Here is a 15,422-nt window from a genome sequence, read left to right as displayed (position 1 = left end):
AGGAAGAAGCATGAGCCAGGGCATGGGACGGTTCGCCGGCAAGGTGGCGGTGGTGGCAGGCGGCGCCTCGGGCATCGGCCTCGCCATCCTGCAGGGGCTGCGGCGCGAGGGCGCGCGCGTGGTCTGCGGCGATGTCAGCGAGGAACGCCTGGGCGAGGTCGCGCGGCTGGCGGAGGACGGCCTCGCCACGCTGCGCACCGACGTGACGCGGGAGGCGGAGGTCGCGGCGCTGATGGCGCTCGCCGTTGAGCGCTTCGGTGCGCTGGATTGCGTCTTCAACGTCGCCGGCGCCTCGCGCCCCGGCTACATCGTCGACCTGTCGGAGGAGGATTGGGACTTCACCGTCGATCTCTGCCTGAAGGGCGTGTTCCTCGGCATGAAGCATGCGGCGCGGCACATGCTCGGCCGCGGCGGCGCCATCGTGAACATCGCCTCGCTCAACGCCCATGTGCCGATGCATGCCGGCGCCGCCTATGCCTCGGCCAAGGCGGGGGTCGAGATGCTGACGAAGAACGGCGCGCTGGAGATGACGCCGGACGGCGTGCGGGTGAATGCGGTGCTGCCGGGCCTGGTGCAGACGCCGCTGACCCGGCATCATTTCGACAACCAGGCGGCGCTGGAAGCTTTCCTCGCCCGCATCCCGATGGGCCGCGCGGCGCAGCCCGAGTATATCGCCGGCCCGGCGCTGTTCCTGGCCAGCGAGGAGGCCCGCTACGTCTCCGGCGCCAGCCTGCTGGTGGACGGCGCCTGGGCGGTGACCGGCTATCCCGACATGCGGCCCTTCCGCGGCCGCCCGGGCTGGCCGCGCGGCTGAACTCCCCACAAAACCGCTTCGCGGCTTTGCGGGGGCCCCATGGCGTCCCCTCCTGCCCAGGAGCCGTCACAGCCTGCCGCGGCAAAGCCGCGCCAGGGCAACGGGAAGCGACGGCTCTGATAGGCGCCTTAGAGCAGATCCCGTTCGAGTGGAAACACTCGAACGGGTGAAGATGCTATGAAAACAACAGGATAGAGCATTTGCCGTGAACGCAGGTGAACGGAAAATGCTCTGGGGCACCTGCTTGCCGCCCTGCCCGGCGGGCGCTAGCCTCGCCGCGATGGGGATGGAGTTCCCCGAAACCGCCCCCTGCGGGACACCCCCGTCCGGGCTGATGACTCCTACCGCAACCAGGCGGTAGGGGTGCGTCCGCAGCAGCCCGCCGCCCGGCGGGCTTTTCCATGCCCGCCCGATGTCACGGAGCGCGCATGTCCTTCGCCACCTGCCTCATCGTCATGCTCGGGGGCGCGTTCGGCACCCTGGCCCGCTATGCCGTCTCGGTGCTGGCCCTGCCCATCAGCCGCGAGCTGCCCTGGGGCACGATCATCATCAACGTCACTGGCTCCTTCCTCATCGGGCTCTTCGGCACGCTGACGCTGGCCCATGGCCGCTACCCGGTCTCGGAGAACCTGCGGCTCTTCGTCATGATCGGCTTCTGCGGCGGCTATACGACCTTCTCTTCCTTCAGCCTGCAGACGCTCGACCTGCTGCGCAGCGGCGCGGTGCTGCGGGCGGGCGTGAACATCCTGGCCTCGGTGGCGCTCTGCGTCGCCGGCGTCGCGCTCGGCCATGCGCTGGCGGCGCAGATGAATGGCGGGGCGGTGCCGATCGTACAGGCGGCGATCGAGGAGGAGGGCTGATCTCCACGACGTCGCTGCGCGCCGTCAGTGGGGCCCCATCGAGTCCCTCGGGCTGCGAGGGGCGTCACAGCCTGCCGTGGCGAAGCCACGGCAGGGCAGCGACAGGGTGCGACGTCGATGCGCGCAATCAGGCCGGTGCCGCGGCAGGGCGCTTGAACAGCCGCACCGCCAGCGCCGTCACCACCGTGCCGGCCAGCAGCGCCACCACATAGCCGCCGAGATGCGACACCGCATTCGGGATCGGCAGCACGAAGACGCCGCCATGCGGCACCCGGAGCTCGGCGCCGACCGCCATGGAGATGGCGCCCGCGACGGCCGAGCCGAGGACCAGCGCCGGGATCACCCGCAACGGGTCCTTGGCGGCAAAGGGGATCGCGCCCTCGGAGATGAAGGCGAGGCCGAGCACCCCTGCCGCCGGCGCCGCCTCCCGCTCCTCGAGGCTGAAGCGGTCGCGGAAGAGGAAGGCGGCGAGCGCCAGGCCGAGCGGCGGGGTCATGCCGGCGACCATGGCGGCCGCCATCGGGCTGTAGACGGAACTCGCCAGCAGCCCGGTCGAGAAGGCATAGGCCGCCTTGTTCACCGGCCCGCCCATGTCGAAGGCCATCATCGCGCCGATCAGCAGGCCGAGCAGGATGGCGGCGCTGCCCTGCATGCCGCGCAGGAACTCGGTCAGCCAGGCGAGCGCCGCCGCGACCGGCCCGCCCGCGACATAGATCATCAGCAGGCCGGTGATCAGCGCCCCGAGCACCGGCAGGATCAGCACCGGCTTCAGCCCCTCCAGCGTCCGCGGCAGCCGCAGCGCGCGGTTCAGCCAGGCGACCGAATAGCCGGCGACGAAGCCGGCGACGATGCCGCCGAGGAAGCCGGCATTGAGCTGCGCCGCGATCATGCCGCCGATCATCCCGGGTGCAATGCCCGGCCGGTCGGCGATGGAATAGGCGATGTAGCCGGCCAGCGCCGGCACCATCAGCGCCAGCGCGGCGCGACCGCCGATCTGGAACAGCGCGCCGCCCAGCGTGTCGCGATGCGCGTCGTCATAGACGTAGATGCCGCCCAGGGCGAAGGCGAGGGCGATGAGCAGCCCGCCGGCGACGGTGAAGGGCAGCATGTAGGAAACGCCGGTCATCAGATGCTTGTAGGGGCCGCTGAGCGGCGTCTTGCCCGGCGCGGCGCTCCCCGCCGCGGCCGCCTCGCCGGCGCCGCCCCCGGCCGCCCCTTGCGGCTTCGCCTCGGCGAAGGCGCGGGCGATCAGCGCCTGGCCGTCATTGATCGCCGGCTTGGTGCCGCTGAGGAACACCTTCTTGCCGGCGAAGCGCGACAGGTCGACCTGGGTGTCGGCGGCGATCAGCACCAGATCGGCGGCGGCGATCTCGGCCGGCGTCAGTGCGTTCTGCGCGCCGACCGAGCCCTGGGTCTCGACCCGGATGGAATGCCCGAGCGCCTTCGCCGCCCCCTCCAGCCCCTCGGCGGCCATGAAGGTGTGGGCGATGCCGGTGGGGCAGGAGGTGATGGCGACGATGCGGCGGCCGGCCGCCGGCGCGGCCTCCGTCCCGGTGGCGGGGGCTGCCGCGCCGGGGGCCGCCGGCAGGGCGCGGGCGAGGACGGCGCCGGCATCGGCCAGCACCTCCTCGATGCGCGCCCGCACCGCGCCCAGCCGGTCGAGCCCGGCCGGCGCCTGCGCCGCCTCACCGACCAGCAGCAGCGCCTCCGCCTCGGGGCTGGCCGGCAGCGGCGAGAGCACGCCATGCCCGATCCGCACCTCGACGGCGAACTCCCTGCCGCCGCGCCGCGCCGCCTGGCGCAGCGCCTCGGCCGCCAGCATGGCCTGGACCGGGCTGTCGCCCGCCTCGACCACCGCGATCACTCCGGACATCCGTTCCTCCCTGGATCCTGGGGCGGCGGCCACACCGGCCCAGATGACGTTCGACCTTCATGCCGCCGGCGCCGCCGGCTGAGCGCCCGGATGGGCGCCGCGGGTCGCACCCTTTGGCGCGCCAAAGGGCGCGACGCCGCGAAGCCAGGCTGCCAAGGGCAGCGCCGGCGATTGAGGCTGCAGCGATGCGCAAGCATTGCTGCGGATCGCCATCAATCGAGCGGCTCGGCCCGCAGCCCGGCGGCGATCGCCTCCACCGCGGCGCGGCCGGGGAGCTGCGCACCGGGGCGCTGCAGCTTGGCGGCGGCGAAGGCGGTGGCGCGGCAGGCGAGCGCCGGCAGCGGCAGCGTCTCGGCCAGGCCGGCGGCGAGGCCGGCCACCATCGCATCCCCGGCGCCGACGCTGCTGGCGACGGCGATCTCCGGCGGGTGGACCAGCACCGCGGCCTCGACGGTGACGAAGAGCGCGCCCTCGGCGCCGAGCGAGACGGTGACGAGGCCGATGCCGCGCGCGATGAGGGCGCGGGCGACGGCCAACAGCGCGGCGCGGTCGGACAGCGCATGCCCGGCCCAGCCCTCCAGCTCGTGCCGGTTCGGCTTCACCGCATGCGGCATCACCGGGCCGGCCAGCACGGCGGACAGCGCCGCGCCGCTGGCATCGACCACGACGCGCGCGCCCTGCTCGACGAGCAGGCCGGTGAGGTCGGCATAGGTCTCGGCGGCGAGGCCCGGCGGCAGGCTGCCGGAGAGCACCGCGGTGGTGCCCGGGCCGGTCGCCGCATGCAGCGCGGCCAGGGCCTGGTCGAGCGCCTCGGGCGAGGGCGGGCTGCCGGGGAGGTTGATGTCCGTGGTGTCGCCCTTCGCCTCGTCCAGCAGCTTGATGTTGGTGCGCGTCTCGCCGGGGATGCGGATGCAGCAATCGGCGATGCCGCGGGCGGCGAAGAGGGCGCGGAAGGGCGCGTCATTCGCCTCGCCCAGCAAGCCGGTGGCGGTGACGAACGCGCCCCAGTCGGCGAGGCAGGCGGCGACGTTGATGCCCTTGCCGCCGGCATGGCGCAGGCTGTCGCGGGCGAGGTTCACCGCGCCGGGCCTGAGCGCCTCCAGCACCACGGTCTGGTCGATCGCCGGGTTCAGGGAGAGGGTGACGAAGGGCGCGGCCATCAGGCGGCCGCCTGCGAGGCGGGCTGCGTCATGGCGCGCAGCGCCGGTTCCAGCGCCCGCACCTCCTCGGCGGTGCCGCAGGCGAGGGCGCGGGCGGCGAGCTCGCGCAGCCCGGCGATGGCGGCGCCGCGCAGCGCCGCCTTCACCGCCGGGATGTCGCGCGGCGTCATCGACAGCTCGGCGACGCCCAGCCCGGCCAGCAGGGCGGCGCCGAAGGGCTCGCCGGCGAGGCCGCCGCAGACGCCGACCCAGCGCCCGTGCCGCGTCGCCGCCTCGACCGTCTGGCCGATCAGCCGCAGCACCGCGGGATGCAGGCTGTCCGCCTCGGCGGCGAGGTCGGGATTCTGCCGGTCGATCGCCAGGGTGTACTGCGTCAGGTCGTTGGTGCCGACGGAGAAGAAGTCGACATGCCGGGCCAGCGCATCGGCCTGCACCGCCGCGGCCGGTACCTCGACCATGATGCCGAGCGGCACCTCGGGCGCGCCGAGCTCGGCGCGGACGCGCTCGCAGGCGGCGCGCAGCGCGATCACCTCCGGCACCGAGGTCACCATGGGGAACATGATGGAGAGCGGCCCGCCCGCCGCGGCGGCGCGGTAGAGGGCGCGGAGCTGCGGCTCCATCAGGTCGGGGCGGCGCAGCAGCAGCCGGGCGCCGCGGACGCCGAGGAAGGGGTTCGCCTCCACCGGCAGGCGCAGATGCGGCACCTGCTTGTCGCCGCCGATATCGAGGGCGCGGACGATCAGCGGCCGGCCCTGCAGCGCCTCCAGCATGGCGCGGTAGATGGCGTACTGGTCCGCCTCGTCCGGCGTGTCGCCGCGCTCGAGGAAGAGGAACTCGGTCCGCATCAGCCCGACGCCCTCGGCCCCCTGGGCGAGGGCGAAGCCGGCCTGGTCCGGCGTGTTGATATTGGCCGCGATTTCGGTGCGGTGGCCGTCGCGCGTCACCGCCGGCTCGGCCCGCAGCGCCGCCTCGCGCGCCCTCTGCTCCGCCTGCGCCGCGAGGAGGGCGCGGGCCGAGGCGAGATCCGCCTCGCCGGGCGAGAGGTGCAGCCGCCCGGCGCCGCCATCCAGCACCGCCTCGGTGCCCGGCGGCAGATCGAGCAGCGCGGCGCCGCCCGCCACCATGGCCGGCAGGCCGAGGGTGCGGGCGAGGATCGCGGTGTGCGAGGTCGGGCCGCCCGCCGCCGTCGCCAGGCCGACCACCCGCTTCGGGTCGAGCCCGGCGGTGTCGGAGGGCGCCAGATCCTCGGCGACGAGGATCACCGGCCCCTCCGGCAGGGAGGCCAGGGAGCCGCCAGTCAGGGTCGGGTCGATCTGCGCCAGCACCCGGCGGCCGACATCGCGCAGATCGGCGGCGCGGCCGGCCAGCACCGGATTGCCGAGCGCGGCGAGGCTGCCCGCCACCCGCTCCACCGCCTGGTGCCAGGACCAGGCGAGGCCATGGCCTTCCACCATGAGCTGGCAGGTGCGGGTGATCAGGTCGGGGTCGTCCAGCAGCCCGGCATGGGCGCGGAAGATGGCCGCCTCGCCGGGACCGAGGCGACGGGCGGTGTCGTCCTCCAGCGCCTTGAGCTGGGCGCGCGTGGCGCGGATCGCCGCCTCCAGCCGGGCGCCGCCCTCGGCCAGCGGCAACGGCGTGTCGGGGATCGCCGCCTCGGCCTGGGTCAGCACGTGCACGCGGCCGATGGCGAGGCCGGGGCTGGCGCCGATGCCGGCCAGGGCGAGGAGCTGGCCGGCCGGCTCCCAGCCGCGCGCCGGCGCGGCGGCGCGCTGGGCGGCGAGCGCCGCATCCGCCTTCTCCTGCGCGCTGAGGCCGGTGATGGTGGCGCGCAGCCGGGCCAGCGCGGCGGCGGCGTCGCGCCCTTCGGCCGAGACGGTGATGCGGTCGCCGGGCCGGAGGCCAAGCTGCAGCAGCCCGACCAGCGCCGTCGCCTCCGCCGCCTGCTCGCCATGCCGCACCTGCACGCGGCAGCCGGTGGCGCGCGCCGCCTCGACCCAGCGGGTGGCGGGGCGGGCATGCAGCCCGGCCGGGTAGTCCACCACCCAGTCGAAGCGCTCGGCGAGGTCCCGGGCCGGGGCGGCCTGCGGCGCCGCGGCCGGCTCGGTGCCGAGGGCGGCGATGATCGCCTCCGGGTCGTCGGTGGTGAAAAGGGATTGCAGCGCCGCCGGGTCGTTCAGCAGGCGGGTTAGGCGGCGGAGGATGGCGATGTGCTCGTCCGAGGCGGCGGCGATGCCGATGACGAGATGCGCCACCTGTCCGGGATTCCATGCGATGCCGTCGCGGATCTGCAGGATGGCGAGGCCGTTGCGGCGGACCAGGCCGCGGTCCTCGCCCAGGCCGTGCGGGATGGCGACGCCATGGCCGAGGAAGGTGTTCGCCGCCTGCTCGCGCCGCGCCATGCTGGCGGCATAGGCAGGGTCGACGCAGCCGGCGGCGGCGAGGAGCTGCCCCGCCTCCGCGATGGCGGCGGATTTGTCGGCCGGACGGGCATTGAGCCGGACGAGCTCGCGGGCGATCGGCATGGAGGCGGCTGAGGCCATGGGGACGTTCCTGCCTGGCTTGTTGCAGCCAATGAAAACGTTCTCAGTCATCTTGTCAAAGAATTTCGCTGGTCATAGTTGGGAACGGGCTTGAGGCCAAGAAAAGGCTGGGGTTATCTAGGGATCAGATGGTGAAACCGATCTCACAGCCCCTTCCGTCCCGCCGGCGGTTCCGCAGTCCGCCGCGCCCCGTTACGGGGGGCAACGCGCGGGGACGCGCCGCGTGACGGCGAGCATCAAGGATGTCGCCCGCGCCGCCGGCGTCTCCCCGGCCACCGTCTCGCGCGCCCTCGGCAAGGGGCCGGTCAGCGCGGCGCTGCGGGCCCAGGTGCTGGAGGCGGTGCGCGCCACCGGCTACCGGCCGAATCTCGCCGCCCGCCGGCTGCGCTCGCAGGAGAGCGGCACCATCGGCTTGGTCGTCGCCGATATCGGCAACCCCTTTTTCACTGGCCTCGCCCGGGCGGTGGAGGAGGCCGCCTACCAGGCCGGGCTGCGCGTCATCCTCTGCAACACCGGCGAGGACCCGGCGCGCGAGGCGATCTATCTCCGCCTGATGCAGGAGGAGCGGGTCACCGGCGTGATCCTGGCGCCGACCCGCGTCACTGCCGAGCGGCTGGCGACGGAGCGGCCGGAGGTGCCGGTGGTGCTGATCGACCGCGCCGGGCCGCCCGGGCTCTTCGACAGCGTGCTGCTCGACAACCACGCCGCCAGCGCCATGCTGGTCGACCATCTGGTGGCGCAGGGCTATCGCCGCATCGCCGGCCTGTTCGGCCGGACCAGCGGCACCGGCATCGAGCGCGCCGAGGGCTACCGGGCCGCCATGGCGCGGCATGGCCTGCCGGTGCGGGAGCGCTTCGTGCTGCCGCAGGTGGCGGCGGCCGAGCAGGGCTTCGCCGCACTGCGGGAGGAGGGGCCGTTGCCGGAGGCGGTGATGGTCAGCAATTCCCTGCTGCTGATGGGCGTGCTGCGCGCGACCCGCGCGGCGGGGCTGCGCATCCCGGCCGACCTGGCCCTGGCCGGCTTCGACAACGAGGACTGGACCGGGCTGGTGGAGCCCAGCCTGACGGTCATCGAGCAGCCCCTGGCCGAGATCGGGCGGATGGCGATGGCGCTGCTCTTCGAGCGGCTGCGCACGCCCGGGGCGCCGGTCCGCAAGGTGATGCTGAGCGGGTGTTGCGTGCTGCGCGGCTCCACCGCCCGCCGCGGCGGGGCGGCCGGATAGGGCTCGGCAGCCACCGGCTGTGGGAAACGGCCCGGTGCCTTCGCCGGCGGCGTGACGCGCGGCGGGCAACAACCGCCGGTGTGTGGCGTTTCCTGCAATGGGACACCACGAACGGGAGGTGCCGATGCCTGATCCGCACCAGACGCCGAGCCTGCCTCAACCGGCCGCAGCGCCGTCCTCGATGTCGGCGGCCTCGGCCCGGCCGCCAGCGGACGGCCCGGATATCCCGCCGACCGGCGAGATGATCACCGATACCTGGGCCGAGACCGCCGATGCCGCGGGCGAGGTGCGGGCGAACCGCGAGATGCCGGAGCCCGACAGCCTCGGCGGCTGAGGGATGGGGTAGGCGATCCGGCGGATCGCGCCCACCCGTTGATCCCGCGCGGACCGGCCTCGTCGGCCCGATATGATCCATGCTGGCCGATTGACCCTCTGGCCGGTCCGCCTGACCATGCCCGGAACACAGGCCCCTAGCACAGGCAAGGTCCTCGTCATGACCAAATCCCGGCGCATTCCGGCGACGGAATTCGCCGCCTTGGCCTGCGGCCGCGCGGCGGCGGGCAAATCCGCAGGCCGGCGACTCGCCTTCGTCCTGACCCTGCTGCCGCTGCTGGCCGGTTGCGGCAGCGGTGGCGGCTGCACGGCGCGGCTGGCCAACGCCTCGAGCCAGGCGATCGAACAATTCTACCTGGCGCCGATGGGCGCTCCTGGCTGGGGTCCGGACCAGCTCGCCCCGGCCACCCTCGCCCCCGGCGCCAGCCTGCCGGTGCGCTTCACCGGCGAGGGCCGCTTCGGCCTGCGCGTCGTCTGGATGGATGGCCGGGCGATCGAGATGCATGACCTCGCGGCCTGCCGCATCTCCCGCGTCACGGTGAGCGACGGGGCCATGCAGGCGGAATAGGCGGCGTCCGGGGCGGATGCCGCGCCGCCGCCTTCACCGCCCTGCCACGGCAGGATGCGACGGTCCTCGGGCCAAGGGGCGCCGGGATCCCCGCAAAGCCGCTTTTTCGAGTGGAAACACTCGAACGGGACCTGCTCTAGGCCGCGGCAGCGGGCAGGCGCTGCGGCAGCACGGCCCGCAGGGCCTGCACCAGCTCGGCGATCATGGCGTCGGTGTGGAAGGGCGTGGCGCAGAGCCGCAGGCGCTCGGTGCCGCGCGGCACGGTTGGATAGTTGATCGGCGTGGCGTAGAGTCCGTGCTCCTCCAGCAGCCGGCGTGCCACCTCGCGGCAGAGTGCCGCCTCGCCCACCATGACCGGGACGATATGGCTCGGCCCCGGGATGCGCGGCAGGCCGGCGGCGTCGAGCGCCGCCTTCAGCGCCGCGGCGCGCTCGGCCAGGGCCGCGCGCCGGGCGGGGTCGCTCCGCAGCGTGCGGACGCTGGCCAGCGCGGCGGCGGCGACGGCCGGCGGCAGGGCGGTGGTGAAGATCAGCCCGCCGGCGACGCTGCGGATGAAGTCGACCAGCTCGGCCTCGCCCGCGACATAGCCGCCGAAGACGCCGAAGCCCTTGGCCAGCGTGCCCTCGATCAGGTCGACCCGCGCCGCGACGCCGTCGCGCTCGCTGATGCCGCCGCCGCCGGCGCCGTAGAGGCCGACGGCATGCACCTCGTCCAGATAGGTGATGGCGCCGTGGCGCTCGGCGAGGTCGCAGATGGCGCCGATCGGGGCGATGTCGCCATCCATGGAATAGACGCTCTCGAAGGCGACGAGCTTCGGCACCCCGGCCGGCGCGGCGGCGAGCTTGGCTTCCAGATCGGCGAGGTCGTTGTGCTGCCAGATGACGCGGGTCGCGCCCTTGGCGTGGCGCATGCCGGCGATCATCGAGGCGTGGTTCTTAGCGTCGGAGAAGACCCAGAAGCCGGGCAGCGCCTCCAGCACCGCCGAGATCGCGGCGTCGTTGGCGATGTAGCCGGAGCCGAAGAGCAGGGCGCCGGACTTGCCGTGCAGCGCGGCGAGCTCGGCCTCCAGCGCCGCATGCAGCGGCGAGGTGCCGGAGATGTTGCGGGTGCCGCCGGCGCCGGCGCCGTGCTCGGCGGCGGCGCGGGACGCCGCCTCGCGCACCGCCGGGTGGTTGCCCATGCCGAGATAATCGTTGGAGGACCAGACCGTCACCTCGCGCGGCCCCTGCGCGCTGTGCCAGCGATAGACCGGGAAGCGGCCCGAAAGCTTCTCGAGCTGGGCGAATTCGCGGTAGCGGCCTTCCCGGCGCATGGCGCCGAGCCTGTCGCGGCAATGGGCAAGGAGGGCGGCACGGGTCTGCATGGCGGGGCGGTGTGTAGCACTCCGCCGGCCGCGGCGAAGCGCCGTTTCCGACCTGAAGCCGATGAAACGATTGCAATCCAGCACTGCGGCGGGCGCGCGGGGCGCCGGGAATTGCCGGCCAGTCCTGGCACGCGCATGCTCCGGCGGTCCCGATGCCGAACGGCGCGATCGGGCCGAGGAGACGGACTGATGCGCATCGTCGGCCCCGCCGGCTGCATTCCATCGGAGGCGCGGCGCCATGGCTGAGCCCCTGCATCCCAGGCTGCGGGCGTTGCTCGCCGATGACTGGGCCGCCGTCGATCCGGAGCTGCCCGGGCTGCTGCACCTGCTCTTCAGTCGCAGCGCCGGCGAGGACTGGCACAAGGCCGGCACCTTCAAGGACCATCTGCTCGGCGTCTGCCGCACGCTGACGCTCTGGGACCAGCCGCGCGAGGTGCGGCTGCTCGGCCTGTTCCACAGCGTCTATTCCAACGAATACGTCGACCTGAAGCTCTTCGACGGCGCCGGCAACCGTGCCGAGCTGGCTGAGGCGCTCGGCGCGGAGGCGGAGCGACTGATCCACCTGTTCTGCACCATGCCCCGCAGCCTCTTCACCCGGCGGCTGCTCGCGGCCGAGGCGCTGCCGGAGGAGGGGATGGCGCTGGAGCGCGACGGGGCGCCGCCGGTCATCCTCTCCGGGCGCGACGTCGCGGTCTTCGCCATCGCCACGATCGCCGATATCGCCGAGCAGTGGCATTCCTGGCAGGACGAGATCTTCGCCGGCTTTCCCGCGGCGAAGCCGCGGCCGATCCGGGAGAATTGGGCGGCCTCGCTCTGGCCGGGGCCCCTGAAGCCGACCGCGACGGCGCTTTCGCTGCTTTCGCGTCTCGCTCGCCTGCTTTCCGACCTGCCCGAGGACTGGGGATTGCCGGTGCCGCCGGTCTTCGCCCGCTGCACGGCGGTGCTGGAGCCGGAGGAGGAGATGGCGGCCGTCACCCTCTACTGGCAGGCGGTGACGCGCGGACTGCCCATGGCCGGGCTCGGCCCGACCCACCGGGCGCTCTCGGCCTGCATCCAGCACAACCCGCATGTCGGCGAGCCGCGGCTGATGCTGGCGCAGCTCGGCCTGCTCGCCGGGGATTGGGACATGGCGGAAGGCCATGCCCGGGCCGGGCTCGTCCTGCTGCAGGATTGGGGCGTCGCCTGGGACAAGCGCATCGCCTGGTCCGGCTGGGTGGCCTGGGCGCGGATCCTGCTGCAATCGGCCGAGGCGCGCCGCTGGCCGGAAACGCTGGGCGGGCTGAACGGGCTCGGGCTGGTCACCGCCTGAGCCTAGTCCCGTCCTGTTACGGGCATGCAACAGGCGGGACCATTCAGGTCGAACTCAGAATGAAAATGCGGGAGCCCGTCTCCGTTCCGTGATAGGAACATCCGCTGGTCGTGCCGCGGCCAGCCGGGAGAGGCTCCGTGTCGGGATGCAGCAGAGGGATGGCGATGGCGGTGGTGGCGCTCGGCGCCGGCGCGGCCACGGCGCAGCCGGTCGAGGGCCTCTATCTCGGCGCCGGGATCGCCGCCAATTTCCATGAAAGCGCCGGGCCGCAGGCGATGCGGCTGCACACGGAGACCGGCCCGGCCGGCCTGCTCAGCCTTGGCTGGGGGTCCGGCAACGGCCTCCGGCTGGAGGTCGAGGGCAGCTACCGGGAGAACGGCATCGCCCGGCCCGCCAGCGGCACGGTCTCGACCTATGGCGGCATGGCCAATCTCTATATCGGCACGGAGCGTGCCCTCGGCGGCCAGCCGCTGCAGCCCTATCTCGGCGCCGGGCTCGGCATCGCCTGGACGGAGTTCCATCAGGTCGGCGCCGCCGTGACCCCGCTCGGGCCAGGGCCGGGCCGGCGCGTCTTCGACGATGTCGATGGCCGCCTGGCCTTCCAGGCGATCGCCGGCATGGCCCTGCCGATCCTGGCCCTGCCCGGCCTCGCCCTGGCCACCGAATACCGCTTCCTCGGCACGGCCGGCGACGCGCGGATCGAGGGCCGGGCCGAGGGGGCCGGCGGCCAGCTGCTCAGCCAGGGCACGGGTCAGTTCGCCAACCGCAACCACACGCTGCTGATCGGCCTGCGCTACGCCTTCGGCCGGTCGGCGGCCGAGGCGGCCGGGCCGCAGGAGGCGGCGACCGCGCCGGAGCCGGTGCGGCTCTACCTGGTGCATTTCGACTGGGACCGCAGCGAGCTCAGCGACCGCAGCCGCCGCATCCTGGCCGAGGCGGCGCGGCAGGGCGGCCCCTATCGCCTCGCCCGCATCGCGGTGCGGGGCAGCGCGGACCGGGCGGCGACGCCGGAGGCGCGGGAGCGCCTGATGCGGCAGCGGCTCGAGGCGGTCTGCACCGAGCTCGAGCGCCTGGGGGTCGGGCGCGAGGAGATCGCGGTCACCGGCCCCGGCGCGACGCAACCCGCCGCGACGTCGGACGGGCCGCGGCGGCGCATCGAGATCCTGCCGCAATAGAGGGCCGCGACGGGGACAGGTCCGCGCGGCGGCGGGCCGCGCCAGGGCGTGGCCTGTTGCGGGGCCGGGACGGGCACTCTTTCCTGCGCGCCCCGGGACCGGCATGGTGCGCCGATGATGCCGGCCCGAGATGGCCGGTCCCGGGCCGGCCGGATCCCAGCCGGCCCGGCCTGTCGAAAGATGAGGGAAACCGTCCATGCTTCGCCTGCCGCGCCGTGCCGCGCTGCTCTCGCCGCTCGCTCTGCCCTTCCTCGCGCCCGGCGCCGCCCGGGCGCAGGACTGGCGGCCGAGCCAGCCCATCCGCATCGTCGTGCCGGCGGCGCCCGGCGGCACCGCCGATATCAGCGCCCGGCTGCTCGCACCCTATCTGCAGGCGCATTACGGGCAGAACTGCGTGGTCGAGAACCGCTCCGGCGCCGGCGGCGTGATCGGCACCGCCGAGGTGGTGCGGGCGGCGCCCGACGGGCTGACCCTGCTGCTTGGCAATATCGGGCCGCAGGCGATCGGCCTCTCGCTCTTCCGCAACCTGCCCTATGGGCGCGACGCGCTGCTGCCGGTCTGCGGCACCGTGCGCGGGCCGAACGTGCTCGTCGTGCATCCCTCGATTCCGGCCAATACCCTGCCGGAGCTTGTCGCCCATCTGCGGAAGAATCCCGGCAAGCTGAGCTACGGCTCGCCCGGCGTCGGGCAGAGCCCGCATCTCACCGGCGTCTGGTTCAACCAGGCGACGGGGACGGAGGCGATCCACGTGCCCTTCCGTGGCGCCGGCCCGGCGGCGATGGAGCTGGTCGCCGGCAACATCCAGTACATGTGGGACAACCTGACCAGCGGCATCACCCAGATCCGCGCCGGCCGGGTCCGCGCGCTGGCGGTGAGCAGCGCCGACCGCAACCACCAGCTTCCCGACATCCCCGCGGCGCGGGAGACGATGCCGGAGCTGGCGAGCTTCGACGTCAACACCTGGTTCGGCATCTTCCTGCCGGCGGCGACGCCGCGACCGGTGGCGGAGAGCCTGAACGCCGCGATGAAGAGCTGGCACGAAACCGAGGAGGTGAAGGCGCGCTGGCGCGAGATGGGCGGCGTCTCGCTCTACGGCACCACCGACCAGTTCGCCGCCTTCGTCAACGGCGAGATCGAGAAATGGGGCGTGGTGATCCGCAAGGAGGGGCTGCAGCTGGAGGTCGGATGATGCGCCGCCGCCTCTCGCTTGCCGCGCCGGCGCTGCTGCTCGCCGCGCCGGCGCGGGCGCAGGGCTGGCGACCGGCGCAGCAGGTGCGGATCATCGTGCCGGCGGCGGCCGGCGGCACCACGGACATCATGGGGCGGTTCTGCGCACAGCACCTGCAGGCGCGCTGGGGCCTGCCCGTGGTGGTGGAGAACCGCGCCGGCGCGGGCGGCACCATCGGCACGCTCGAGGCGGTGCGGTCGAAGCCGGACGGCACCACGCTGCTCTCGGGCAATATCGGGCCGCAGGCCATCGCCTATTCGCTGTTCCGCGATCTGCCCTACAGGCCCGAGCAGCTGCTGCCGGTCGCCGGGCAGATCCGCGGGCCGAACGTGCTGGTGGTGAATGCCGACAGGCCGGTGCGCAACATGGCCGAGTTCGCCGCCTGGCTGCGGGCCGAGCCGGGCCGCGTCAGCTACGCCTCCACCGGCGTCGGGCAATCGACGCATCTGACGCCGGTCTGGCTGCTGCAGCTGCTGAAGGCGCAGGCGATCCATGTGCCCTTCCGCGGCTCGGCGCCGGCGCAGACCGAGCTGCTGGCCGGCAATATCGGCTTCCTGGTCGACAACCTCACCGGCGTGATCGAGCATATCCGCAGCGGCCGGGTGCGGGCGCTCGCGGTGACCAGCGCCGAGCGCAATGCGCAGCTTCCGGATGTGCCGGCGGTGCGGGAGACGATGCCGGAGCTGGCCCGGTTCGAGGTGAACACCTGGTTCGGGCTGTTCGCGCCGGCCGGCCTGCCGCCCGCGATCGTGCAGGCTGTGAACGGCGAGATCAACGCCATGCTCGAGGAGCCGGAGATGCAGCAGCGCTTCGCCCAGCTCGGCGGCGTGCCGCTGCGCCTCTCGCCGGAGGAGTTCGCCACCTGGGTCCGCAGCGAGACGGAGAAATGGCGCGGCGTGATCCGCGCCGAGGGGCTGCAGCTCGATCTTGGATGATCCACGGTATGCGAGCTTCGTCGCCTGACGGCCCGGCATTGA

13 protein-coding genes and 1 riboswitch are annotated in these 15,422 nt (G+C 73.6%); of the genes, 9 read left to right on the top strand and 4 right to left on the bottom strand.

Annotated features, from left to right (window positions below):
- The first annotated feature begins 10 nt into the window (after window positions 1–10).
- On the top strand, window positions 11–814 hold the full coding sequence (locus HJG45_RS14555; protein WP_217362924.1) for an SDR family NAD(P)-dependent oxidoreductase: 804 nt from the start codon (window positions 11–13) through the stop codon (window positions 812–814).
- A gap of 273 nt (window positions 815–1,087) precedes the next feature.
- A riboswitch (Fluoride riboswitch) is annotated at window positions 1,088–1,165 on the top strand.
- 77 nt (window positions 1,166–1,242) lie between these two features.
- Window positions 1,243–1,674, top strand: a complete 432-nt coding sequence (gene crcB, locus HJG45_RS14550; protein ID WP_171612834.1) for a fluoride efflux transporter CrcB — start codon at window positions 1,243–1,245, stop codon at window positions 1,672–1,674.
- Window positions 1,675–1,801: 127 nt separating this feature from the next.
- On the opposite strand, the gene HJG45_RS14545 is transcribed toward crcB, so the two are convergent.
- The 3 genes from HJG45_RS14545 to ptsP form a co-directional block, all read right to left on the bottom strand.
- On the bottom strand, window positions 1,802–3,547 hold the full coding sequence (locus tag HJG45_RS14545) for a PTS fructose transporter subunit IIC (RefSeq protein ID WP_171612833.1): 1,746 nt from the start codon (window positions 3,545–3,547) through the stop codon (window positions 1,802–1,804).
- A gap of 212 nt (window positions 3,548–3,759) precedes the next feature.
- Window positions 3,760–4,707, bottom strand: a complete 948-nt coding sequence (gene pfkB, locus HJG45_RS14540) for a 1-phosphofructokinase (protein ID WP_171612832.1) — start codon at window positions 4,705–4,707, stop codon at window positions 3,760–3,762.
- Window positions 4,707–7,247 carry a phosphoenolpyruvate--protein phosphotransferase gene (gene ptsP / locus HJG45_RS14535; protein ID WP_217362923.1) on the bottom strand — a complete coding sequence of 847 codons (2,541 nt, stop codon included), beginning with the start codon at window positions 7,245–7,247 and terminating at the stop codon, window positions 4,707–4,709. Before ptsP ends, pfkB begins: the two co-directional genes overlap by 1 nt.
- Window positions 7,248–7,470: 223 nt before the next feature.
- Between ptsP and HJG45_RS14530 the strand changes: the two genes are divergently transcribed.
- The 3 genes from HJG45_RS14530 to HJG45_RS14520 all read left to right on the top strand — a co-directional run bounded on the left by HJG45_RS14530 (window position 7,471) and on the right by HJG45_RS14520 (window position 9,370).
- Window positions 7,471–8,469: a substrate-binding domain-containing protein gene (locus HJG45_RS14530; protein ID WP_171612830.1), complete on the top strand. Its 999-nt coding sequence runs from the start codon at window positions 7,471–7,473 to the stop codon at window positions 8,467–8,469.
- A 124-nt stretch (window positions 8,470–8,593) separates the two neighbouring features.
- Window positions 8,594–8,803, top strand: coding sequence for a hypothetical protein (locus tag HJG45_RS14525; protein ID WP_171612829.1), 210 nt, complete (start codon window positions 8,594–8,596; stop codon window positions 8,801–8,803).
- 159 nt (window positions 8,804–8,962) lie between these two features.
- Window positions 8,963–9,370: a hypothetical protein gene (locus HJG45_RS14520; RefSeq protein WP_171612828.1), complete on the top strand. Its 408-nt coding sequence runs from the start codon at window positions 8,963–8,965 to the stop codon at window positions 9,368–9,370.
- 136 nt (window positions 9,371–9,506) lie between these two features.
- On the opposite strand, the gene hemA is transcribed toward HJG45_RS14520, so the two are convergent.
- The gene (gene hemA, locus HJG45_RS14515; protein WP_171612827.1) at window positions 9,507–10,733 is read right to left on the bottom strand and encodes a 5-aminolevulinate synthase; all 1,227 of its coding nucleotides are present in this window, start codon (window positions 10,731–10,733) and stop codon (window positions 9,507–9,509) included.
- A gap of 238 nt (window positions 10,734–10,971) precedes the next feature.
- Between hemA and HJG45_RS14510 the strand changes: the two genes are divergently transcribed.
- From HJG45_RS14510 to HJG45_RS14495, 4 genes are all read left to right on the top strand, one after another.
- Complete coding sequence (locus tag HJG45_RS14510; RefSeq protein WP_171612826.1) at window positions 10,972–12,042, top strand: DUF6817 domain-containing protein; 1,071 nt, start codon at window positions 10,972–10,974, stop codon at window positions 12,040–12,042.
- 158 nt (window positions 12,043–12,200) lie between these two features.
- Window positions 12,201–13,217: an OmpA family protein gene (locus tag HJG45_RS14505; RefSeq protein WP_171612825.1), complete on the top strand. Its 1,017-nt coding sequence runs from the start codon at window positions 12,201–12,203 to the stop codon at window positions 13,215–13,217.
- A gap of 196 nt (window positions 13,218–13,413) precedes the next feature.
- A complete protein-coding gene (locus HJG45_RS14500; RefSeq protein ID WP_171612824.1) occupies window positions 13,414–14,406 on the top strand; it encodes a tripartite tricarboxylate transporter substrate binding protein in 993 nt (330 codons plus the stop codon).
- A complete protein-coding gene (locus HJG45_RS14495; RefSeq protein ID WP_254452512.1) occupies window positions 14,403–15,380 on the top strand; it encodes a tripartite tricarboxylate transporter substrate binding protein in 978 nt (325 codons plus the stop codon). The genes HJG45_RS14500 and HJG45_RS14495 overlap by 4 nt, the downstream gene beginning before the upstream one ends.
- The last annotated feature ends 42 nt before the right edge of the window (window positions 15,381–15,422 follow it).

The sequence above is a fragment of the Roseicella sp. DB1501 genome (assembly GCF_013112485.1).
Classification (GTDB): domain Bacteria; phylum Pseudomonadota; class Alphaproteobacteria; order Acetobacterales; family Acetobacteraceae; genus Paracraurococcus.
This window is presented reverse-complemented; position numbering and strand designations above follow the sequence as displayed.